The following is a 21,802-nucleotide window of genomic DNA, read 5'->3' as shown; positions in this document are numbered from 1 at the left end:
CAAAAAAGACGTTAAAAAAGGTATTTGGTATACAATATGGTGTTTTGAGGAGCAAAATTATAATAACTTCTTTTAATATTTTGAGGTTATGTGAGAAAGGTAAAGGGTGTCTATTTAAATTGCTAATCGTCATAATAGAAATGCTGGTAGGGAAGGATAAAAAAATAAGAAAAATAACATGAAGTCATTTTGGTATAATGTATACCAAAATCAAACCAGTAGTGCTATAATAGAAATTATTAAATTTTCAAAAAAATAATAGACTGGTGATGCAATGATTATTTATTTGTATGGATTATCAATCCTTCTTTATTTAGTAAAGACGATTTTTCCTAAAGTGCAAATTGACTTTCTACTTTCCTCAATTTGTCTTGTCATTGTCTTAACGAGTTTCTTCTATGTAAAACGATTCGTCAAAGTGCTTGGCCTTATTTTTTTATCGTTAGGGGTGATCATGCTTATTTCAGCTGGTGCAGGCTGGAAGCATTACGTTTTATCGTTTGGACCAATGTTGAATTTATTAACGCTTTTTACGTTGATTCCAATTTTGGCGCTGCCAATTCGATTAGGAGAATATGCAACAGGTATTCAAGGACTTGTTGAAAAGCGTGTAAAGAATACTGGACATTTATATATGATGACTTCTGGTATTTCGTATTTCTTTAGTATTTTCATGAATTTGGCAACCTTGCCGATGACGTATTATTCAATGCGTCCAGCACTTGATATTTTCACGCTGCAAAACCGTGAACGCTTTATGAGCCGGGCAATAACTCATGGATTTGCGATGCCGCTTCTGTGGGCTCCGGTCACGCCAATTGTAGGGATTGTAATTGAAATGACAGGTGTGAGCTGGGGTTCTGTGCTTCCTTATGTAATCCCTTTAAGTATTTTTGGATTAGCCCTTGATTGGTTTTTAGGTTTGCGTGTTTCTTCAAAAAGAGAAAATCAAGGCCTTGTAGAAGGGAAGACTGCTGAGGAATTGGCAATAACAGAAGAAAAGGTTGGAAAGAAGGGTAGCGCGAGAAGGATATTGCAGATTTTTGTAGCCATTCTTATTTTTAATGTGATCATTTCGATTCTTGAACAGGTTTTCCATTTTAGTTTTATTGTCTTAGTGGCATTAACGGTTATTCCGTTTGCACTTATTTGGTCACTATTTTTAAAGAAAACATCAGCGTTTTTCTCTGGATTGAAAGAGCATTTTCAAACACATCTTTTAAAAATGAGAGCACAATTTGTTATATTCCTATCAGCCGGTTTTTTCATATCAACTATCCAAGTATCAGGTATGGATCATTTGCTGAACGGCTGGATTGGTACATTTAAAGGGGTAATTGGCAGTGAAATCTTCCTTGTACTAATTCCAGTCATTCCGTTACTTTTAGCGTTTACTGGTCTTCATCCAGCAGTCGCCTTAGCTTTAATGGCGGGTTCCTTAGATCCAAATATATTAGATATCTCCCCGCATATATTAACTGTTTCGATGCTTGGTGGAGCAGTTTCAGCATTCTTAATGGGACCATACAACGCAACAATCGGGTTAATGTCTAGTATTGTAAATGAAAGTCCATTTAAGATTTCTAATTGGAATATCCAATTCACTGTCATTTATTTGGTTGTGTTAATGATGTATCTTGTGACATTGCAAATCGTTATATAAATAAGAAGCCCTCCATTTTAGTGGAGGGCTTCTTATTATATAGATTCATGTAGTAGAAGGGCTTGAAAGACATTACTGTAGTCTGCTTTCAGCGTGCTTAAGATGTTGTCAATTGAAGGGTAGGTTTCTCCTACTTGAAATTCAGCGACAACTTGAACGGAATCATGTTCTTTTCCGCTAATAAGTTGAATCGTTTCTTCGACTTTCTTTTTCTTTTCATATACAAGCGGGTGATTGATATCCATTTCTCGTTTCCAATACTTTTTATAGATTACTTTGTAATTGTCTGTTGTTTCACCAGTTAGATATTCTCTTTCCTCAATCAATTCCCAAATCTCCATTTTTATTCCTCCCTTTAGTCTAGGTTAATTATTTACAGCTTGCTTTTCTTTCGTAACAAGTTCTCTTTCTGAGCGCTTTTGTTTTTTCTTAAGATAGCCAAAACCGAGTACACCTGAAACGATGATAAGTGTTACGCTCCATTTTAATAGAGGGTTCACCGCATCATGGGCCCCGCCTGTAAGGTATGGATCTTCAAAAAGCATTTTTCCAGCTGTAAAAGCGAGAACCCCTGAGCCGATATAGATAATCGCTGGGAAACGATTAATTAATTTCAGAATTAGCGTGCTTCCCCAGACGACAAACGGAATACTGATCAATAACCCGAGAATGACAAGTGTAAAGTTACCATGTGCTGCTCCTGCTACGGCAATAACGTTATCTAAGCCCATCGCTGCATCCGCAATAATAATCGTTTTGATGGCACCCCATAGGTTTGCTTTTGATTGAATTGTTTTTTCTTCTTCTTGGTCCTCGATTAAGAGTCGATACGCAATTAAGATAAGAACGAGGCCGCCTATTAGCAACAGACCAGGAATTTTGAGAAGCCAAACAACACCGATTGTGGCGACAGAACGGATTAAGATCGCGCCGGCAGCACCCCAAATAATAACTTTCTTCTGCTGATGAGCAGGCAGGTTACGAGCGGCTAGTCCAATTAGAATGGCGTTGTCTCCTGCTAACACAAGATCAATAATGACAATTGAAAATAATTTTCCTAAGAAATCAAGCATGGCTGCATCCATTACAGTTCGCTCCTTTATAGACGTAAAATGAATAAAAAAACCTTGCCGATAGGGCAAGGTTTAAGGGGAGTAGGGGAGAAGGGCATACATCACCTTTGCCAGCTATCGGCAAAGGTCTCGCTAACAGCGTCAGACACGCTGCCAATAAAGCCGGGGTTATTGAACACCCGTAATGACGACTTTATTGTCTCTAGCTACTCCCCTTTGTTATGAAGTTTTGTTAATTAAAAGGTTAGACAACAGCATTATCAGCTTTAACTAACTTTGAATCCTTTGAATCTTCACTATTCCCGGAAGCTTTAACGATTTCATCTAATTCTTCTTGTGCTTCTTCAATCGTCGCAAATGTTTCAAAGAATTTGACTTTAATATTGTTGACGAACTCTTTGCCTTCATATTCTTCATAAAGATTAATCTTAATGTTATCATCTAGTACTTCTGCGATCGTGTAAGTCGCTTTAATTGTGTCAAAGAAGTAGAAGTGATAGGTTTCAATTGGCTTTAAGCCTTCTCCATCAACTTTTGTTTGAAACGTATCTTTATTTGTTAATACAATATACTTACCCATTGTTCGTAACCTCCTTTTCTTTCACTAGCTGCTTAAGTTTTGTCCAATCTTCTTCATTGAACTTTCCAGCGCCAATGACGACTTCATTGTCCACTTCAATAACAGGTGCTTTACGAACTTGATACTTTTCTTCTAATTGATCGCGTAATTCAGGGTTAGCTTTCATGTCTTTGTTAGTGTAAGAAATATTTTGTTCACCAAAATACTCTTTAATGTCTGTGCAGAGCTGACAAGAATAAGAGCTCCATAATGTAATGTTTTTTGCCAAAAGATTCACCTCCAAATTATTAATCGGTATTTTGTATACCAACTTTTCTATAGTGTAAATGAAGCATAAAGAATAATCAATATAATTTTTTAAATTAATAGAAAATTAGAAAAATAGAAAATATTATCACTATCTAAATAAGAGAAACACTTTACATAATTCAAAAACTTGTTATAATTTAAGAAAGATTCAGAAAAATTTCATGAATCTAAAAATTTGCAAAAGGGGTGAAAAACGTGCCAAATGTAAAACTACATGTCGATGGGGAAACGATTGAACAACAAGTGAAAGACAACGCTAACCTTGTTGTTCTTGCAGGAATTCGCCAGTTTCCAAAGCTTAAGTATGGTTGTGGAATGGGGAAATGTACAAAATGTACATGCCAAGTGCTAGAAGGAGAGGACAAGCTGGCACCGCCAAATTGGAAAGAGAAGAAAATGCTTGGTGATAAAGTTGAGGAAGGTTATCGCTTAACTTGTCAGTTGACAATTACAGAAGATATTGAAATTACCCAAGAGAATATTATTGTAAAAAAGGAAAAGAAGTTAGAAAAAGTTAAAGAGTCTTAAATTTGGCATTTAACGGTATACAATATGCCAAGTGAAGAGAGGGTGAAAGTCAAGTGGAAATCTATGACTTAACAGATATGACTTGGGAGGAGGTGAAGGATTCATTACAGACGGTGAAGATGGCAATTGTTCCGGTCGGAGCGCATGAGCAGCATGGACCACATATGGTTGAAAGCTGTGATGCTGTTCTGGCGGAGGAAATGTCGAAACGATTAGGTAAGAGAATGTTTCCACATGTACTGATTACCCCGACGATTAATATGGGGGTTTCGCAACATCATATTAATTTTCCTGGAACGATTACATTGCAGCCGTCTACGCTGCTCGCACTTATTAGAGATATCATTACATCTCTTAAACATCATGGTATTGAAAAGTTTTTATTTCTTAATGCTCATGGTGGCAACCAATCTACACTTAATATCGCAAGCACGACATTGTCTGCGGAATTAAATGTTGAAATCTACTATGCAAAAACTACAGCATCAGCTAAACAAGCGATTGGCACACACATTGAATCCACGCTTTTTGGCCATAGCTGTGAACGAGAAATCTCTGAGGCGCTCTATCTTGCACCACAATTAATTCGAAAAGAGAAGTTAACAAAAGGAGAAATTAATGATAATGGAAGATGGAAGCGCTTACGTCCTGGTAATCCGATACAAGGTGCATATAAATATGAAGAGATGACAGCAAACGGCTGTATTGGAAACGGGACGAAAGGAAGCGAGTTGATTGGTAGAGAAATAGTGGAAGAAGCTGTTGAAAACATTGCAAGCAGCTTAGAACACATATTAGAACTTGAAGTTGGTTCTGTTCATTCGTAATATCCTTTGCTATTAAAATAAGAAAAATAAAAAAGAGAGAATAAGATTTAAACGTCTGCTAAAAAGTTAAACATTAGGATTTTAATAATAAACAGTTCAGGAAGGGTGGTTAATGTTGGAACTAACTATAGCTCATTGGGTGTATGCGTTGGTTACAGTTGTTGTCATTGCTACGATGTTATTTAGAAAGGGTGTTGTTTTACCTACAATCTTAGGGACATTCTTAGTTGCATGGATCTATAACTCTTCCTTTGTAGGTGCTTTCCAGGCAGTATTTAATGCAAACCTTGTTGCTGCGAAAGAATTATTCAGTATCTTTCTAATCATTACCCTTATGGTAGCCCTTTTACACTCTTTACGAGACCTTGGGGCAGATGAAAAGATGATTACGCCAATTCAAAACTTGATTAAAAATGGTCATATTGCATTTTTTGTTCTTATTGGCGTAACATTTGTTATTTCTTTATTCTTCTGGCCTACGCCAGCTGTACCATTAATTTGCGCACTTCTTGTACCGGCAGCGATACGGGCAGGTTTACCAGCAATGGGAGCTGCAATGACAGTAGCAATTGCTGGACAAGGAATGGCGCTTTCCTCAGACTATATTATGCAAATTGCTCCAATGTTAAGTGCAAAATCTGCAGGAATTGAAACTGTGCAAGTAGTTGATAAGGCACTTATTCTTTCATTGATTGTAGGGGGCGTGGCAATTCTCATTGCTTACGTGACAGTTCGTAAAACGATCCGAACACCAAATAGTGAGCAATCAATGCTTGAGCTTCAAAATATTCAAGGTGTATCAAAAAATGAAGAAGTATCAGAAGGTGAACAAACACTTCCAGAAAGTGTGAAAGACAAGTGGGCTAAGTGGTTTGCTGTCCTTGTACCAGCATCAATGCTTGCTGTTATGATTTTCATGTTCTCAACGAAAGTAGGTCCAAATGCATCAGGTGGTTTTGAAGGTGGCGATGGAGCAGCCTTTATCGGTGGCGTCGCAACACTATTGCTTGTTCTAGCAACATTAGCATTCGGACGTGTAAATGCGCTTGATAAGATCAGTGACCATTTAACAGAAGGCTTCGTATTCGCCTTCCGAGCGATGGGGCCAGTTATTCCGATTGCAGGTTTCTTCTTCTTAGGTAGCTCAGACTTTACAGGTGCGATTCTTTCATTAGGTGAAGATGCAACAACACCTGCATTCTTATTTGATTTAGTTCAAGCAACGCAAAGTGTTATTCCGCAAAATGCTTTCTTAACGGCATTTGGTGTACTAATTGTTGGTATTATTACCGGGTTAGATGGCTCTGGCTTCTCAGGTCTTCCGTTAGTAGGTGCATTATCAGGTGCGATGGCTGAAGGAGCGGGCATTGATTCATCGACACTTGCTGCAATTGGTCAAATGGGTTCAATTTGGACAGGTGGCGGTACTCTAATCGCATGGTCTTCACTTGTTGCAATTGCCGGGTTCTGCGGTGTGTCAGTTATTGATTTAGCAAGGAAGAACTTTGCACCAGTTATTAGCGGTTTAGTGATTGCCACAGGTGTCGCAGTGTTCATTTGGTGAGATTACACTATTAAAAAAGTTAAAATTATAAAAATATTTAAAATAGTGTTTACAATTCAAAAAGAATAGGTTAGTATAATTATCAAATGGTATACCAAATAGAAATAAAGGCAAAACACCTTTTGTTGGATAATCGTATGAACAGCCAACTATATCTTTCCCAACCTTATTGATATAGTTGCTTTTATTTCAAACTATTTGGTATACCAAATACAAAATACCTTAATTATGAAAAATGTGTAAAGAAAAAAAGGAGGAATTTGAGAATGACTGCATTACTACCGAAAGATGAATTCAGAAAACAATTGGAAGAAGCGATTAAAGGAAATCATAGCCAGAAGGCACCGTTTACTGTAGCTTGGTCAGAAGGAAAGCTTGAAAGAAAGCACTTTGCTAAATGGGCTGAAAACCACTACCACTACGTTGGCCCGTTCGCAGACTACTTAGCTTATATTTATCACAACACTCCAGACCTACCACAATATGAAGATGCAAAAGATTTTACACTTCAAAATATGTATGAAGAAGAAATTGCGGCTGACCGTCATACAGACTTACTTATCCGCTTTGCTGAAGCGTGTGGCACAACTCGTGAGCGTGTTACAGACAAAGCAAATATGGCACCAACAACACTAGGACTGCAAAGCTGGTGTTACGCAGTCGCAGCAAGAGAAAATTTCGTTGTAGCAACTGCTGCGCTAGTTGTTGGGCTTGAATCCCAAGTTCCAGATATCTATCGTAAACAAACACCTGCACTTCGTGAGAAATATGGTTTTACAGATGAAGAAATTGAATTCTTTGACTTACACATCGTATCAGATGAAATTCACGGTGAGCGTGGTTACAAAATCGTTCTTGACCATGCAGATACCCCAGAGCTTCAACAGCGCTGCCTAGAGATTGTTCGTGTAGGTGCTAAAATGCGTCGGATGTACATGGACGGACTGTGGAGAGAATATTTAGAAGAAGATCTTGGACAACTTGTTCAATCGTAAGAATGATAATGTTCAGAATAATATGGCAGTTTTCTTACTTGAAGAAAGCTGCCTCCTTTATTCCAACAACGATATGTGCGTAACAAGGAAAGGGTGATGATTTTGTTAACGACAAAAGTAGAAACATTTAAAAATTATATTGGGGGAAAATTTACAGACTCCGTCAGTAATCAAACATTTGAAAGCGTTAATCCAGCCAATAAAAAAGAGGTTGTCGGTATCTTTCAAGCTTCAACTGAAGAAGATGTGCAGGCAGCCATTGAATCAGCAAGCAATGCTTTTCCAGCATGGGTGAAAACAGCTCCTTCAAAGAGAGCAGCTATTTTAAATAAAGCAGCATCGATATTAGAAGAGCGTGTTGAACAGCTTGCTGAGGAATTGACGCGGGAAGAAGGAAAAATTATTGGTGCTAGTAAGAAGGAAGTGTTACGGTCTGCGCAAACGCTTCGTTATTATGCAGTCGAGGGTCAAAGCTTCACAGGTGAAACTTTCCCACAAGATGACCCAAATATGACTGTTTCAACATTGCGGGAACCACTCGGTGTTATCTCTGTTATTACGCCATGGAATTTCCCAATTTCGATTCCCGCACGAAAGATTGCTCCTGCATTAATCACAGGAAATACAGTCATCTTCAAGCCTTCCTCTGAGACACCTTTAATTGCTTACCGTTTAGTTGAAGCGCTTCATGAAGCAGGCTTGCCTGAAGGCGTACTAAACTTTGTAACTGGGAGCTCTTCACAAATTGGTCATTCTCTTGTCACACACCCAGCAATTCGTGCGGTAACATTTACGGGTTCAACTGGAGCAGGTAAAGCAATTGATCAAGCAACATCGCTCACAACGAGAACACAGATGGAACTAGGTGGAAAAAATCCGCTTGTTGTCATGGATGATGCAGATGTTGAACAAGCAGCTACCTTAACAATTAATGGTGGTTTTTCCTTAACAGGTCAAGCGTGCACAGGAACAAGCCGTGTAATTGTCATGAAAGAAGTGAAAGACAAATACGTTCAAGCGCTAGTTGAAAAAACAAAGGCACTAAAAATCGGTGATGGCTTTGAAGAAGGCGTTATCCTTGGACCATTAGCGAACGAAAAGCAGTTAAACAATGTCTTAAACTACGTCCAAATCGGTAAAGATGAAGGTGCAAAGCTTGTCTATGGAGGAAATCAATTAACAGGTGACTCCTATGATAATGGCTATTTTGTTGAGCCGGCAATTTTTACAGACGTGAACCCATCTATGCGAATTGCTCAGGAAGAAATCTTTGGACCTGTTGTAGCGGTAATTGAAGTGGACAGCTATGAAGAAGCGGTTCAAGTCGCAAATGACGTGGAATATGGCTTATCAGCATCAATTGTTACAAATAACATTAAGCTGGCACATCAGTTTACGAAAGAAAGTCAAGCAGGAACGGTGAAAGTGAATCGTACAACAACTGGAAACTTAATTAATGCACCTTTTGGCGGCGTGAAGATGTCCAGTACCTCTACATTTAGAGAGTCTGGCAGAGCTGGGCTTGAGTTTTTCACACAAGTAAAAACAGTCTATGTTGGTTACTAAGAAATGCTAGTGATTTGCAATAATAGAACTTATAATAGGGGGAGTAGAACGTGAAGCAAGTCTATAAACTAGAATTAGAAGAAGCGAAGTTAATGATAGAGGAAGCGAAGAAGAAATCGACTGAAATCAATGTATGTGAAACGATTTGTGTAAGTGATGACGGCGGAAATGTCATTGCACTTGAACGGATGAATGGTGCACGTATTACAGGCGCTGAAATTGCGATTGCAAAAGCATATACTGCTGCAGGTCACCGTCGTTCTACACACTTGTTCAATAAAGAACCGAATGGACCTGTCCTGCCAGGAAATGAGGCATTTGGCATTCAACTTATGATTCCAGGCAAATTTGCGGTCTTTGTAGGTGGGTTTCCAATTGTTGTAAATGGTGAAGTTGTTGGTGGAATCGGAATCAGCGGTGGAAATGGTGAACAAGATACAGCTGTTGGAACAGCTGCACTTAAAGCACTGCAACAACATCTTCAAAAGGATGGCTTTGAGGTCATTACTGAAGCAGATATTAAAAAATAAAAGGTCACAAACGAGGGGAGCTATTTATCCAATGGATAGAATACGTTCCCCCATTTATTATCTATTTCGTCTTAGACGATTAAAGGATGAAAGAGGCGTATCTGAATGAATAAGTACATGCAGTTAGTAATTGGCTTTGCGCGAACAGGGGTGACTGGTTATGGCGGAGGACCTGCGACAATCCCTTTAATTGAATATGAAGCCGTAAAAAAATACGGTTGGATGACCGAGGACGAGTTTGGCGAGACGCTTGCATTGGCGAATACATTGCCAGGTCCAATTGCAACGAAAATGGCAGCCTATATCGGATATAAAGTAAGCGGCGCATGGGGGGCGGTTATCGCCATTCTCTCTCATATTATTCCTTCGCTTATCGGCATGGTTTCACTGCTCGGTTTATTGTATTCTTATCGGAATTCCCCAATTGTCAGTGGGATGGTAACGGGGGTGATGCCGATTATCGGGATTATGCTCGCCGGGATGGCCTATAAATTTATCGATAAAGCAAAAAAAGGGCTCGGCATGTCGAAAATGCTAATGCTTGCTGGCGTTTCGTTTGTCGTTCTTGAGCTTTTGAAGATTCATCCTGGTATATTGATTGCTGTTGTGCTCGGTTCTGCTTTTGCGATTGCGTCGTACCAAAAGAAAAAGAACGAGCCTGTTGAGGATACGAACATGAAAAGAAAGAGAGAGAGCGTATGATTTATTGGGATATCTTTTTAGCATTTTTCATTTCAAATTTATTAGGTTATGGCGGGGGACCATCGACAATTCCGCTTGTGCAAAATGAAGTTGTGAATCATTATGGCTGGATGACGTTAGGGGAATTCAGTGACCTGCTGGCGATCGCAAATGTCTTGCCAGGTCCAATTGCAACAAAAATGGCTGGCTTTATCGGGTTTCAATTGGGAGGCGTTTTAGGCGCGGTTATTGCACTATTAGCAACGATTCTTCCATCTGCAATTGCTGTTATTATTCTCTATAAATTTATAACCGTGTTCAAAAACGCCCCTCAAGTTTCATTAATGACAAAATCAGTACAGCCAGTGATTGCAATTCTTTTAGGTGTGTTAGCATACCAATTTTTTATTACTGCGTATGAAGACAGCGGCATTGTGCATTTAGCTATTTTAACCGTGTTAGGCTTTTTGGCGATGAACAAAGTGAAGATTCATCCCGCATTTGTCATTCTTGGCGCATTGTTCTATGGAGGAGTTTTTTTATCATAGAAAGAGCGCTTTTGAAAATACAATTGAACATTCAGCGGCCAAAATGTTTTCTTTATTGGCCGTTTTTCTTTTTTCGTCACATTTAATGTTTGAATTTTCTTTCAATCTTTAATAGTATAAGAGTAGACAAAAGATTTGTATATTGTACACCAGCGATTATTAACAAAGAAGGTGAAGGGTTTGGAGAAAGCAGAAGGAAAATGGATCGCTGATGACCTTTTATCGATTCGTGAACGGGCTTACCGGTATTTAAAATCACTTATTCTAGAAGGCAATTATAAACCAGGTGATCGCCTTATTGAAAGAGAGCTTGCCAATCAATTAAATATCAGCCGTACTCCGATTCGAGAGGCATTATTTCGATTAGAATCACAAGGGTTTGTGAAGACGGTCCCGCGTAAAGGTGTTGTCGTGGCGAACATCTCTGCTGAAGAGGTTATTGAAGTATTCACGATTCTATCCTCGTTAGAAGTGCTTGCAGCTAAGCTGGCTGCACAACGAATGGATGAAGCCACACAATTTGAGCTTGATAAGAAAATTGCAGAGCTTGAGAAGTTGAAGGAACAGCCTAATGGAAACTTTGAAAGTACGCATATTGATATGAATGTAATTCTTTATAAGGCAGCGAAAAGTCCAAAGCTTTATGGCATTCTTTCTGGATTGATTGACTATATTCAAATGTCCGCTAATATGGGATACGAAACACCAGGGCGGAAAGAAGAGTCACTGATGGAACATTTGGAGATTATGAAAGCTTTGCGGAATAAAGAGGTTGAATTAGCTGAATATTTAACGAAGATTCATATTGAAAATTCGAAGAAAGCTTATATTAAATCAATTGAAAAGTTAAAAGAAAAAGAGAATTAAAAAAAACAGGCTTCCATAGCCTGTTTTTTTTAGATCCCGACAACGATTGGGGATGTTAAGTTTTTAAGAACCTTGCAAATGCTCATCGCTACGATATAACCTGACTTAGGGTTAGCTGCAGAAGGAGTATTTTGTACGTCAAATTTTACTTCGCCAAAATAGCCTTTTGCGATAATTTGATGCGTATTATTACGAACAGTCGGGTCAGCAAAGACTTGAACTTTTGTTTCATCAAAGCCGATACCTGCCATGCTTAAGGCTGCTGATACATTCGTACTCTCTGGGAACATTTTAGCAGATTCACGTGCAGTGCCTTCATAGATCAATGTTTTTCCTTGTATTTCATCAAGATTCACAATTTCTTCAGCAATTGTTCCTCGCCATGCTTGGATCGGCTTGCGAGTCACAAGCTTTATCTCATCTATTTCATTAAAAACAGATGAAGCAATGCGGTCTAAGCCGGCAATCGCAGCAGATGGTAGAATCAATTGTTTCTTAGAGGCACGAGCAGCGTGCTCCACCTCTTCGAGTAAATCCGCATCAGAGAAAGCACCAACAGATACAGTAATAAAATCACAGCCTGCCTCCAATGATTTTACACCATATTCATATACAGCTTGGTGGCCAGCACTTTCTACCACCACATCTAAGCCAAGGGCAAAGAAGTCTTCCTCCTTATCACAAACGACACATTCCTTATTTGGCTTTTCATATTTATCTTTGTTGCGTACAAGAATTCCTGCTAGTATGACATCACCTGCTACATTGTTATTAATGTAATGGGCAACATCTTGTCCAATTGCACCGAAGCCAATCAGTCCAACTTTCAACATTGAAACACGTCCTCTCCTAATCTAATGAATTTTCAGAATTGTATTTGGTATACCTAAATTATGAAGCGAAGAAGGGTGATAGTCAAGCTTTACATGCTTAACTCTATAAAAATAGTAAAAAAATTAGAATATTTGCGACAATTATATTGTCAGAATATTTTTAATGTGGTATATTGTATACCAAGAAGACAAAACAGGAGGGGTTCAAATGGCAAAGGTATATTACAAAACAAGTGGAAAAGAAATGGAAGTACCAGATAATTCGAATATTCTTCGCATGTCGTTGCGGTATGAGGGTGACTTACCAAACCGCTGCGGTGGAGGAATCTGTGGATCATGTGTAATGAAGATTGAAGACGGAGCAGAGAACTTGGATGATTTAAAAACACAAGAACGCCGCAAATTAGGAGAAGAGTGGCTTGAAAAAGGATATCGGTTAGGCTGTCAAACGTTTATTAATGAAGGAGAAGTAACCGTGTCATGGGATGAAGAAGTGACAAAGCAAGTGAAGAAGCGTAAGCCTGATAAGTTAAAGCACGCAACGTCATCTAATAAGTAAAATGGTTGTATGCCAAGTTTTAAGCGCTTACATTTTATGAAAAGGGTGGTAAATATGTGGGTATGTAAAAAACATATCAAAATGGCTCTAACATTATTGGATGTGCCACATATTCGGAAAGCACCGACAGGTTTAACGTGCGCATTCTGTCATGAAAGAGCCACGGTTAATATGTACTACACACATGAAAGAACGTCGTTGAAAAGTAAAAAGTTTGGTGAGCATAAGGAGAAAGAAGCCGATGTCGCACTATTTTAGCAAAGGAACATCCATTTCGTATATAGATATGAATCAAATTGATTTCTTTAATGAAGAGCAAACAAAAAGCAGTAAGCTGGCAATGAAAGAGCTTTTAAAAAGTGGAGATATTTGTGTCGTTGTATATGGAAGGTTAGCATTTATAAAAGGTAAAAGACATTCAGCTGTTCTTAATCGTCTCGGTCACTGCATCGTCTTATCGAAGGAAGAACAGCACGTGTTTTTGCAAACGTCCTTAACGTGAAAGAGAATAACATACTGGGGATGATCGCGATGAAAACAATACAAAGAGACATTGATGCCTCACTGCACGCGTTAGGTTTAACGTTGCCCAATCCGCCTAAGGCTTCAGGAAATTATCGACTGATCAATCATGTCGGGAACACTCTCTACTTAAGTGGCGTTACATGTAAATGGGATGGACAACTTCATTACCAAGGCCATGTAGGGTCAAACGTTACAATTGAAGAAGCATATAAAGCTGCTCAGATTACAACACTTAACCATTTGGCGATTATCAAAGCGTACTTAGGTGGATTTGAACGTATTCATAAGATTATTAAAGTAACTGGTTATGTCAGCTGTGACGAACATTTTTCGCAAATCCCTACGGTTATTAATGGTTCTTCTGATTTATTACTGCAACTGTTTGGCGATGATGGACAGCATGCCAGATGTGCAGTCGGAGTGCAATCACTCCCTGGAAATGCGGCAGTTGAAACAGAAATGGTAGTTTTGCTGAAAACATAGGAAATACTCCACTATAAAGTTAGTGGGGTATTTTTTGATCAGTGATATTTGTTATATAATGGGGGCACCTTGTCGAATGGAATGCACATCACGTAAGAGAAAGGTTTGAAAAAGAAGGTTTTACAGCAGTGGAGCAGCGTCAAACGAACGAGTGGAAAACGATTATTTTTGAGAGATAAGCATTAAGAAAGACGCCTTAAAGTGGCGTCTTTCTTAATGAAAGTGATATTATTGCGTTGTTTCTTCGTCAGTAGCAGGCTCCTCTGTGTCAGAACTATCTTGTGAGTTATCCCCACTATCAGTGCTAGGCTCTTCAGTGTTTTCGCCCATATCACTGTTCTCATCCATGTCATTGTTCTCTTCATTGTTTTCTTCAATATCGATATCATTTTCAGCTGGTTGCTCTTCTTCCTCATCGATAATAACATCTTCTTCATTTTCAGCTGGCTGCTCTTCATTTTCTTCAATATCAATATCTTCTTCGACAGGTTCTTCATCGTTTCCACAGCCGGCAAGTACCAACCCAGTACCAAGTGCTAGAGATAATAGTAAATTTTTCTTTTTCATTTAAAAAATCCCCTTTCTTGTATTGTTTTCTATAGCATTTCTACCACTATATAAGTAGTGCTAAACAAAAATATAGAAATTATTATAATAAAAGGGAAAATAATAATAGACAGATTCATACTTTTTGCAAGGATTCATTACACAACAACCGGCTCAGATTCGAACAATATACTACAATGTGTGAAAGTTAATATGACCAATAGAATTAGTGTAATGAGAAGGGGACACCTTATTATGTGGAAGAAGATTATGATTAGTCTTATTGTCATTTTGTTATTGGCGGGACTGACTGCTTTTTATTTTTATAAGCAAGTCACAACTCCAAGCAATAGTATGAAAGATTACCTTCAAACCGCTCATAATCCAAATGAAAAAACGGTTGTTTTATTAGGTGATAGTATTACAGAAGGAACGATTAGCTATGATTATGTGGATGACTTAAATAAGGCATATCCTGATAAAGAGTATACGTTTGTGAATGCTGGCCATGGTGGTGATCTTGCCTATCATGTGAATCAAAGACTTGACCAGGTTATCCAAGCAAAACCAGATACGGTTATCCTATTAGTTGGAACAAATGATATTCTCGGTACAACGACTCCTAAAATAAAAAAAGCGACGAAAAAAGCAAAAGATCTCCCAAAAGAGCCGACGCCAGAATGGTATGAACAGCAGTTAACAACGATTGTGGAACGATTGAAAGAAAAGACGGATGCTGAGGTTGCGGTTATGTCACCTCCTGTATTAACAGAAGATATCGGCTCAATCCCATATAAACTATCAAAACAGTACAAAGAGATTGTACAAGAAGTGGCGTATGAACAAGATATCGAGTATTTGCCGCTTCATGAAAAACAAATGGACTTCTATAAGAAGCACCGGCCTAACCCAACAGATTCATTTCATTACGGAGCAAAAAATATTTATCAATCTGCAATGAAGCATTATTTGTTGTTTAAAGAGTGGAATGAAGTCTCAGAACATAGAGGCTTACTGCTGACTACTGACCATATTCATCAAAATGCACGTGGGGCAGAAATGATTAAAGAACTAGTAAAAGAGTATTTGAGGAATAGTGAGTAAGCGGAAGAGCCGCCAAGCAATTGCTTGGCGGTTTTTTAAGTAACGTCTTTGCGATTTTTCCTCATTTTAGAAATAATTCTTATGTTTTAAATTTCTACATACAGGAAAGACATCTAGTAAAGGTAAGATCATAAAACAATTAAACAGGGGTGTCGATTATAATGGATATGAATAAAGAAATTAAAAAGCTAGAAAACATTCAACAACAAAAGCCTAATCGTGTGTTATCAATTTATTTAAATACCGACCCTTCTGACCCAGACCAACAGGGTGGTGAATGGAAGATACATTTAAAAAATGGCTTAAAAAGCTTTGAAAATTATATGAAAGAAGACGATGACAAAGACGAGAAACGCTCCTATAGAAATGTGCGTGAAAAAGTAGAAGAATTCATGCATGAAAACGAGAAGAATTTGAAAAAAAGTGTCGTCTTATTTGCATCGGGTGATGATTCTGTATGGTTTGCACAAATCCTTCAAATGCCCGTTAAAACAGAGTTCCATTGGGAGGATTCACCACATCTTGATCAGTTAAAAGAAATGCAGGAGACATTCCCAAGAACAGGAATTGTGTTGACGCAGCAAGATGAAATTAAAATTCTAAAGACAGAGCTTGGTGCTTTATTAGATACGCGTCATCTAGAGCTTGATCTTGATACAGAAGATTGGCGTCAAGCAACAGGTCCTCATCGTGCCGACCCATCAATGGGTTCTGGCGGAAAGAGTACACAGCGTGATCAATTTAAAGAGCGCTTCGAAGCGAATCGTCAGCGTTGGTATAAAACACTTGCGACGTTAGTAGATAAAATGGCAAAAGACAACGACTGGGAACGCATTTATATTGTTGGGGATAAGGAAGAAGCGAAAGACTTAGAAAACAATATGAATAAGCAAGTGACAAATGTAATTAATAAGAACTTACTAGGTCACGAGGAAACGAAAGTGATCGAAGAAGTAATGGCTTCATAAAAAAAGCAGGGGTCGCCCTGCTTTTTTCATTTTCAATTATGGTATATAATAGGCGTCAGTCGTTTTGTAAGGGCAAATATACATAGTTGAGAGGTAGAGGAATGCATGCAAACTCATTAGAATCATTACTGATTGTCACAATCGCTGCTTTTCTTGTACCGGTGATTTTGGAAAAGTTTAAATTAAAATTCATTCCAGTCGTCGTCGCAGAAATTATTGTAGGTATTTTAATAGGTAATAGCGGTTTTAATCTTGTCGTGGAAGACCAGTGGCTAGAACTCTTATCCATGCTGGGATTTATTTATTTAATGTTTTTAAGCGGTTTAGAAATTGATTTTAGTTATTTTTTAGGGGATAAGAAAGAAGAAAAGAAAGTCTCTTTTAATCCATTATTTGTCGCAGTGTTAATCTTTGTCCTTATTCTTGTTATTTCGTTTGGACTATCACTTCTGTTAAAACTAGCAGGTATGATTCAAGCACCATATTTAATGACATTGATTATATCGACCGTTTCTTTAGGTGTCGTTGTGCCGGTCTTAAAAGAAAGAAAAATGTTGGACACGGATTTAGGACAAACGATTTTATTAGTTACCGTACTAGCGGATTTTATGACAATGATCTTGCTAGCTTTTTACGTAGCAATGAAGGAAGAAGAACATGGAACAATCTTGCTAATCTTCTTATTATTTGCCTGCGTATTTATTGTTTACCGTTTAATGAATCGCTGGGCAGACAATAAGTTTTTTCACGTTTTACTAAAAGGGACGACGCAAATTGGAACACGTGCTGTCTTTTTGCTGATTCTCTTTTTTGTAGTGTTATCTGAATCATTAGGAGTAGAAAGTATTTTAGGGGCTTTCTTAGCAGGACTTATTGTTTCCTTGTTAGGACCGAAAGAGGAGTTTGTTGAACAGTTAGACTCCTTTGGTTACGGATTTCTGATTCCAATTTTCTTTATTATGATTGGAGTAGAGATGGATCTATGGAGCCTTGTTCAAACTCCAAGAACACTTGTATTCATTCCAGCCTTGCTGATTGCCATGTATGCGGCGAAACTCATCCCAAGTCTTATTTTAAGGAAATGGTTTTCTTGGCATGATGTGTTGAGCTCAGGTATTTTAATTTCAGCGAAATTAAGTCTCGTTATTGCAGCGTCAGCTGTTGCAATGGAAATGGATGTCATTACAAGTGAAGTGAATGGAGCAATTATTCTCGTTTCCATTCTTACATGCTTAATCTCACCTGTCTTATTTGCAAAAATGAAAGGAAATCAGTGAACTACTCGCCACTTAGCTACGCTTGTCAATTTATGTCGATTCTGTTTCAATATAAGTAGACTTCTTTCATTCTAAAAGAAAAAAATGGTATGATTATCTAGATAGATTGATCACTTTTGTAGAAGATATGAAAAAGGAAGATTTACGTGAAACGAACACAAATAAAAGTTCTGTTGGTAATCGCAATAAATATTCTTGGTCTAGCTATATTAGAATTTGTGATTATGCACTTTTTATCTAGCATTTCTCTTCCTACTGCCATAAAAAATGTAGTAGATGCTGCACTTCTTGTAATCATTGGAGTACCGATGGTTTATTATGCAGGTGGAAAATTTCTATACCGTATTTTTTCACAAAATGACCAGCTCTTGATGATGTTAGATAAGATCAATGACCTCGTTTTTTTAATGGAAGTGAGAAGTATGGAAGACTTTCGGTGTCTTAGTGTCAACGAATCTTATTTGAAGCTGACAGGGTTGACTGAAGGACAAGTGATCGGAAAGCGGCCAGAAGAATTTTTAGCTGAAAAAGAAGCAGACTTCATGAAAGAACATTATCAAAGCACCATTGAGAAAAGAAAACCGATGAAATATAAAGAAAAACTAACGATTGACGATAAACAAACGATGGTGGAAACAACACTTGTACCGATCTTTGATCCGAGTGGCAGGTGTACACATTTGCTTGGTGTAGCTCACGATATTACGGAATACACTGTTGAGAAAGAAAAGCTTCAACATATGGCATTAATTGATGCATTGACAAATGTTCCAAATCGCAGATATTATGAGGAAACTTTTCTTCAAGAATGGGAACAGGCTCTTTTCATGAAGAGACCACTTTCCTTACTTCTTTTTGATGTTGATTTTTTCAAGCAATATAATGATACGTACGGTCATCTCGCAGGGGATGAATGTTTACGAAAGGTTGCACGTGCAGCTGATCAAGAGCTTAAAATGCCAAAAGATATGGTGTTTCGCTATGGCGGGGAAGAATTTGTAGTATTATTGCCTGAGTTAGATGCTTCTCAAGCTTACGAAATTGCTGAAACGATTCGACGTTCAATTGAAGCCCTCCAAATTCCAAACCGTTTGTCAAGTGTTAGTCCATATGTAACAGTTAGCATAGGGGTCGCTACAATTATTCCAACGTGGGAAAAGTACCCTAATAAATTTATCCAACAAGCTGATGAAGCCTTATATTGTGCCAAAGAAAAAGGCCGCAACCAAGTTTATCTATCACATGTCAATGAAGAAGAATTAGTAAACGTATAAAAAAGGTAGAGTGTATGAACATCTCGTTCACCACTTTACCTTTTTTTATTGGTTTAATGATTGCATTAAAAAGTTAGCTTTTTGGATTTCATTTGCTAAGTCAAAGCTATTTTGGGTAATTTCGTATACGGCGTAAATACAAATACCTAGAATGATGATATGTACAAATTTAGATTTTGGCTTCAGTTTAATTGCTGTATAAAGCGCCACCGCAAGTGTTAAGACGAGATAGACAGAATACAGAATGATTTTAAATTTATGACGTGCAATCTCGTTGACGGTATTACGAAAGCCTTCAAGGGTGCTTACGTTTTCTTTATTTTTTTCTAGCTCTAAACTCGTATCTCCTGTTTGGACGTTCCACTTATATGTGCCTTCATTTACTTTTGTTACGCGATAGTAATAATCGCCACTTTTCTTTTCACTTATGACATTTTCATTAGCAGCTGTCGTAAGCGGAAATAACAGGACTGCTGAAAGTAAATAGACGAATAATATACGAAACATTCAATCAGCCTTTCTCCAATAGGTTTCGAAAGCCAATATCTATAATACTATAAATAAACGTTAGATTGCATTGAAAACGTTCATTTAGACTTCACAGAGTTCGATTTGGTTCTATTAAAACTAGTTGGGTTTAGGAAAAATGCCTCAAATGACGGTTTTATCCAGTCCGAAGCAAAGCTTTAGTGAGGTCAGCTGAGTCCTTGGTTTCTGTAGGGAAAGAAGCAAATTAGAAAGTAAGAGAACGCTGGGAAGATCGACTGATTTATTCCGAGTTTAATTGACAATGATTATCACTTTTATTAACATGTGAAGCGTGGAAAGGTGATATTGATTCTCATTTGCATCTATGAAGAATTTGCATACAATAAATTTTTTTAATTTCAAATGATAATGATAATCATTTGAAAGCTTTATTTTTTTGTGATTTGATGATAATCATTTTCAATTATGTTAGGGGGCTAAGAAACGATGAGACAAGCGGTTATAACCGAACAACCACCAATTTATGACCAGTTATACCTAAAGAATAAGCATTTATTTTTACATAATAGCCGAGAGAGCAGCTTGCATTTTAAACAAGCAGTACAACACGTACAGAACGTACTAGAGCAAGACTTTGCTTTAAATGACAAACCGTATAGCGGGTTACCGCCTGAGGCTGTTGCAGAGCAATTGAAAATGCATTTTAAGCATGTATTGCCTAATAACGGAATGAACCTAGAAACGGTTTTTGAGCAAATTAGCCAGGTCCTTGTGAAAAATAGCGTTGTTGTTACAAATCCAGCTTGCGCAGCACATCTGCACTGCCCGCCATTAAGCGCAGCAGCAGCAACTGAATTATTAATCGGTTGTATGAATCAATCAATGGATTCATGGGACCAAAGCGGAGCAGCAACTTTGTTAGAGCAACAAATGGTTCAATGGCTTTGTGAATTGTTTTTTCATCAAGAGTCAGCGGATGGTGTATTTACAAGCGGGGGGACCCAATCAAATTTCATGGGATTGTTGCTTGCGCGTGATCACTACTATCAACAGCATAATTGGAATGTACTGCAGTATGGTTTACCGCCTGAAGCAGATAAAATAAGGATTCTTTGTTCTGAAGATGCCCACTTTACAGTTCGTCAATCAGCATACCTGCTTGGGTTAGGAGAGCAGGCAGTTGTCACTGTTGATGTAGATGAGCAGCATCGGATGTCTGTTGAGGATCTCGAACAAAAAATAGCAAGGTTGTATAAAGAAGGCTTGCAGCCAATTGCATTAGTGGCTACAGCAGGTACAACAGATTTCGGAAGTATTGATCCGCTTAACGAGCTAGGAGCTCAGGCCAAAAAGCATGATTTGTGGTTTCACGTCGATGCAGCTTATGGTGGAGCGCTTCAATTAACCGATGAATCTGGCAAGCTTAACGGGATTGCCGAGGCTGATTCAATTACAGTTGATTTTCATAAAATGTTTTTCCAGCCAATTAGTTGTGGCGCGTTTCTTATCCGCGATAAACAGCATTTTCAATTATTAAAGCGTAATGCAGATTATTTAAATCCAGAAGGTGATGAGGAAGGCGGTATTCCGAATCTTGTCACGAAATCAGTGCAAACGACTCGACGTTTTGATGCGCTTAAGCTGTTTGTTTCCCTGCAAGTACTCGGTCAACAGACATTTAATCAACTCATAACCTATTTGTGTTCATTAACAAAGCAAACAGCTGCAGTGATGAAGGATGAGCCGTTTTTGGAAGTTTTGCATGAGCCGGAATTAACAACGATTGTCTTTCGTTACAATCCGCAACCTGACAAACAAAGAGTAAGAGATGACATTAATCAAAAGATCCGTACAACTTTGTGGGAGCAAGGGAAAGCAGTGGTTGCTAGAACCCGTGTGAATGGGGAAGTGTGTTTAAAACTAACCTTGCTTAACCCTCGAACAAGCTTTGAGGAATTACAAAACATCATACAGCATATTAAAGAGCTTGGTGAACAATTTTCAAAGGAGTGA

General features: G+C 38.1%; 25 protein-coding genes. 18 read left to right on the top strand and 7 right to left on the bottom strand.

From position 1 onward, the window contains the following. Positions 1-274 precede the first annotated feature (274 nt). A complete protein-coding gene (locus tag LC040_08480; GenBank protein WLR52911.1) occupies positions 275-1,663 on the top strand; it encodes a hypothetical protein in 1,389 nt (462 codons plus the stop codon). A 35-nt stretch (positions 1,664-1,698) separates the two neighbouring features. On the opposite strand, the gene LC040_08475 is transcribed toward LC040_08480, so the two are convergent. The 4 genes from LC040_08475 to LC040_08460 all read right to left on the bottom strand — a co-directional run bounded on the left by LC040_08475 (position 1,699) and on the right by LC040_08460 (position 3,584). After that, on the bottom strand, positions 1,699-2,004 hold the full coding sequence (locus LC040_08475; protein ID WLR52910.1) for a hypothetical protein: 306 nt from the start codon (positions 2,002-2,004) through the stop codon (positions 1,699-1,701). A 24-nt stretch (positions 2,005-2,028) separates the two neighbouring features. Beyond that, the gene (locus LC040_08470; GenBank protein ID WLR52909.1) at positions 2,029-2,748 is read right to left on the bottom strand and encodes a TerC family protein; all 720 of its coding nucleotides are present in this window, start codon (positions 2,746-2,748) and stop codon (positions 2,029-2,031) included. Between the two features lie 232 nt (positions 2,749-2,980). Further along, a complete protein-coding gene (locus LC040_08465) occupies positions 2,981-3,316 on the bottom strand; it encodes a hypothetical protein (GenBank protein WLR52908.1) in 336 nt (111 codons plus the stop codon). After that, positions 3,309-3,584, bottom strand: coding sequence for a glutaredoxin family protein (locus LC040_08460; GenBank protein WLR52907.1), 276 nt, complete (start codon positions 3,582-3,584; stop codon positions 3,309-3,311). Before LC040_08460 ends, LC040_08465 begins: the two co-directional genes overlap by 8 nt. 236 nt (positions 3,585-3,820) lie before the next feature. On the opposite strand from LC040_08460, the gene LC040_08455 reads away from it, so the two are divergent. The 9 genes from LC040_08455 to LC040_08415 all read left to right on the top strand — a co-directional run bounded on the left by LC040_08455 (position 3,821) and on the right by LC040_08415 (position 11,731). Continuing rightward, on the top strand, positions 3,821-4,153 hold the full coding sequence (locus LC040_08455) for a 2Fe-2S iron-sulfur cluster-binding protein (GenBank protein WLR52906.1): 333 nt from the start codon (positions 3,821-3,823) through the stop codon (positions 4,151-4,153). A 53-nt stretch (positions 4,154-4,206) separates the two neighbouring features. Then, a complete protein-coding gene (locus LC040_08450; GenBank protein WLR52905.1) occupies positions 4,207-4,980 on the top strand; it encodes a creatininase family protein in 774 nt (257 codons plus the stop codon). A gap of 115 nt (positions 4,981-5,095) precedes the next feature. Beyond that, the gene (locus tag LC040_08445; GenBank protein ID WLR53233.1) at positions 5,096-6,544 is read left to right on the top strand and encodes a hypothetical protein; all 1,449 of its coding nucleotides are present in this window, start codon (positions 5,096-5,098) and stop codon (positions 6,542-6,544) included. 266 nt (positions 6,545-6,810) lie between these two features. Further along, positions 6,811-7,539: an iron-containing redox enzyme family protein gene (locus LC040_08440; protein WLR52904.1), complete on the top strand. Its 729-nt coding sequence runs from the start codon at positions 6,811-6,813 to the stop codon at positions 7,537-7,539. 96 nt (positions 7,540-7,635) lie between these two features. Continuing rightward, positions 7,636-9,105 carry an aldehyde dehydrogenase family protein gene (locus LC040_08435; protein WLR52903.1) on the top strand — a complete coding sequence of 490 codons (1,470 nt, stop codon included), beginning with the start codon at positions 7,636-7,638 and terminating at the stop codon, positions 9,103-9,105. Between the two features lie 50 nt (positions 9,106-9,155). Continuing rightward, complete coding sequence (locus LC040_08430) at positions 9,156-9,635, top strand: heme-binding protein (protein WLR52902.1); 480 nt, start codon at positions 9,156-9,158, stop codon at positions 9,633-9,635. A 105-nt stretch (positions 9,636-9,740) separates the two neighbouring features. Then, the gene (locus tag LC040_08425) at positions 9,741-10,337 is read left to right on the top strand and encodes a chromate transporter (protein WLR52901.1); all 597 of its coding nucleotides are present in this window, start codon (positions 9,741-9,743) and stop codon (positions 10,335-10,337) included. After that, on the top strand, positions 10,334-10,864 hold the full coding sequence (locus LC040_08420; protein ID WLR52900.1) for a chromate transporter: 531 nt from the start codon (positions 10,334-10,336) through the stop codon (positions 10,862-10,864). The genes LC040_08425 and LC040_08420 overlap by 4 nt, the downstream gene beginning before the upstream one ends. A 180-nt stretch (positions 10,865-11,044) precedes the next feature. Further along, positions 11,045-11,731 (top strand): GntR family transcriptional regulator, encoded by a 687-nt coding sequence (locus LC040_08415; GenBank protein WLR52899.1) that lies wholly within the window; start codon positions 11,045-11,047, stop codon positions 11,729-11,731. Positions 11,732-11,760: 29 nt separating this feature from the next. On the opposite strand, the gene LC040_08410 is transcribed toward LC040_08415, so the two are convergent. After that, the gene (locus LC040_08410; protein WLR52898.1) at positions 11,761-12,564 is read right to left on the bottom strand and encodes an aspartate dehydrogenase; all 804 of its coding nucleotides are present in this window, start codon (positions 12,562-12,564) and stop codon (positions 11,761-11,763) included. 208 nt (positions 12,565-12,772) lie between these two features. On the opposite strand from LC040_08410, the gene LC040_08405 reads away from it, so the two are divergent. From LC040_08405 to LC040_08395, 3 genes are all read left to right on the top strand, one after another. Further along, positions 12,773-13,123 carry a 2Fe-2S iron-sulfur cluster-binding protein gene (locus LC040_08405; GenBank protein WLR52897.1) on the top strand — a complete coding sequence of 117 codons (351 nt, stop codon included), beginning with the start codon at positions 12,773-12,775 and terminating at the stop codon, positions 13,121-13,123. A 241-nt stretch (positions 13,124-13,364) separates the two neighbouring features. After that, positions 13,365-13,625 (top strand): hypothetical protein, encoded by a 261-nt coding sequence (locus LC040_08400; protein WLR52896.1) that lies wholly within the window; start codon positions 13,365-13,367, stop codon positions 13,623-13,625. Positions 13,626-13,654: 29 nt separating this feature from the next. After that, complete coding sequence (locus LC040_08395) at positions 13,655-14,131, top strand: RidA family protein (GenBank protein WLR52895.1); 477 nt, start codon at positions 13,655-13,657, stop codon at positions 14,129-14,131. A 228-nt stretch (positions 14,132-14,359) separates the two neighbouring features. On the opposite strand, the gene LC040_08390 is transcribed toward LC040_08395, so the two are convergent. After that, positions 14,360-14,698 (bottom strand): hypothetical protein, encoded by a 339-nt coding sequence (locus LC040_08390; protein WLR52894.1) that lies wholly within the window; start codon positions 14,696-14,698, stop codon positions 14,360-14,362. A gap of 234 nt (positions 14,699-14,932) precedes the next feature. On the opposite strand from LC040_08390, the gene LC040_08385 reads away from it, so the two are divergent. The 4 genes from LC040_08385 (at position 14,933) to LC040_08370 (ending at position 19,300) form a co-directional block, all read left to right on the top strand. Further along, positions 14,933-15,781, top strand: coding sequence for a GDSL-type esterase/lipase family protein (locus LC040_08385; GenBank protein WLR52893.1), 849 nt, complete (start codon positions 14,933-14,935; stop codon positions 15,779-15,781). Positions 15,782-15,942: 161 nt separating this feature from the next. Beyond that, positions 15,943-16,749, top strand: coding sequence for a VLRF1 family aeRF1-type release factor (locus tag LC040_08380; protein WLR52892.1), 807 nt, complete (start codon positions 15,943-15,945; stop codon positions 16,747-16,749). 101 nt (positions 16,750-16,850) lie between these two features. After that, on the top strand, positions 16,851-18,026 hold the full coding sequence (locus LC040_08375; GenBank protein WLR52891.1) for a cation:proton antiporter: 1,176 nt from the start codon (positions 16,851-16,853) through the stop codon (positions 18,024-18,026). Positions 18,027-18,172: 146 nt separating this feature from the next. Continuing rightward, positions 18,173-19,300 (top strand): diguanylate cyclase, encoded by a 1,128-nt coding sequence (locus LC040_08370; protein WLR52890.1) that lies wholly within the window; start codon positions 18,173-18,175, stop codon positions 19,298-19,300. 45 nt (positions 19,301-19,345) lie between these two features. Here the strand turns inward: LC040_08370 and LC040_08365 are convergent, their stop codons facing one another. Further along, positions 19,346-19,807 (bottom strand): hypothetical protein, encoded by a 462-nt coding sequence (locus LC040_08365; GenBank protein WLR52889.1) that lies wholly within the window; start codon positions 19,805-19,807, stop codon positions 19,346-19,348. Positions 19,808-20,275: 468 nt separating this feature from the next. Between LC040_08365 and LC040_08360 the strand changes: the two genes are divergently transcribed. After that, positions 20,276-21,802 (top strand): aspartate aminotransferase family protein, encoded by a 1,527-nt coding sequence (locus tag LC040_08360; protein WLR52888.1) that lies wholly within the window; start codon positions 20,276-20,278, stop codon positions 21,800-21,802.

The organism is Bacillus tianshenii (genome assembly GCA_020524525.2).
In the GTDB taxonomy this organism is placed as follows: domain Bacteria; phylum Bacillota; class Bacilli; order Bacillales; family Bacillaceae_N; genus Bacillus_AV.
The sequence above is the reverse complement of the archived record's forward strand: the minus strand, read 5'-3'. Positions and strand labels throughout refer to the sequence as shown.

Bases quoted from the DNA above. Each gene is read 5' to 3' on its own strand.
- LC040_08480 (WLR52911.1), top strand. From the start codon at position 275: ATGATTATTTATTTGTATGGATTATCAATCCTTCTTTATTTAGTAAAG.
- LC040_08475 (WLR52910.1), bottom strand. From the start codon at position 2,004: ATGGAGATTTGGGAATTGATTGAGGAAAGAGAATATCTAACTGGTGAA.
- LC040_08470 (WLR52909.1), bottom strand. From the start codon at position 2,748: ATGGATGCAGCCATGCTTGATTTCTTAGGAAAATTATTTTCAATTGTC.
- LC040_08465 (WLR52908.1), bottom strand. From the start codon at position 3,316: ATGGGTAAGTATATTGTATTAACAAATAAAGATACGTTTCAAACAAAA.
- LC040_08440 (WLR52904.1), top strand. From the start codon at position 6,811: ATGACTGCATTACTACCGAAAGATGAATTCAGAAAACAATTGGAAGAA.
- LC040_08435 (WLR52903.1), top strand. From the start codon at position 7,636: ATGATTTTGTTAACGACAAAAGTAGAAACATTTAAAAATTATATTGGG.
- LC040_08425 (WLR52901.1), top strand. From the start codon at position 9,741: ATGAATAAGTACATGCAGTTAGTAATTGGCTTTGCGCGAACAGGGGTG.
- LC040_08420 (WLR52900.1), top strand. From the start codon at position 10,334: ATGATTTATTGGGATATCTTTTTAGCATTTTTCATTTCAAATTTATTA.
- LC040_08410 (WLR52898.1), bottom strand. From the start codon at position 12,564: ATGTTGAAAGTTGGACTGATTGGCTTCGGTGCAATTGGACAAGATGTT.
- LC040_08405 (WLR52897.1), top strand. From the start codon at position 12,773: ATGGCAAAGGTATATTACAAAACAAGTGGAAAAGAAATGGAAGTACCA.
- LC040_08400 (WLR52896.1), top strand. From the start codon at position 13,365: ATGTCGCACTATTTTAGCAAAGGAACATCCATTTCGTATATAGATATG.
- LC040_08395 (WLR52895.1), top strand. From the start codon at position 13,655: ATGAAAACAATACAAAGAGACATTGATGCCTCACTGCACGCGTTAGGT.
- LC040_08390 (WLR52894.1), bottom strand. From the start codon at position 14,698: ATGAAAAAGAAAAATTTACTATTATCTCTAGCACTTGGTACTGGGTTG.
- LC040_08385 (WLR52893.1), top strand. From the start codon at position 14,933: ATGTGGAAGAAGATTATGATTAGTCTTATTGTCATTTTGTTATTGGCG.
- LC040_08380 (WLR52892.1), top strand. From the start codon at position 15,943: ATGGATATGAATAAAGAAATTAAAAAGCTAGAAAACATTCAACAACAA.
- LC040_08375 (WLR52891.1), top strand. From the start codon at position 16,851: ATGCATGCAAACTCATTAGAATCATTACTGATTGTCACAATCGCTGCT.
- LC040_08365 (WLR52889.1), bottom strand. From the start codon at position 19,807: ATGTTTCGTATATTATTCGTCTATTTACTTTCAGCAGTCCTGTTATTT.
- LC040_08360 (WLR52888.1), top strand. From the start codon at position 20,276: ATGAGACAAGCGGTTATAACCGAACAACCACCAATTTATGACCAGTTA.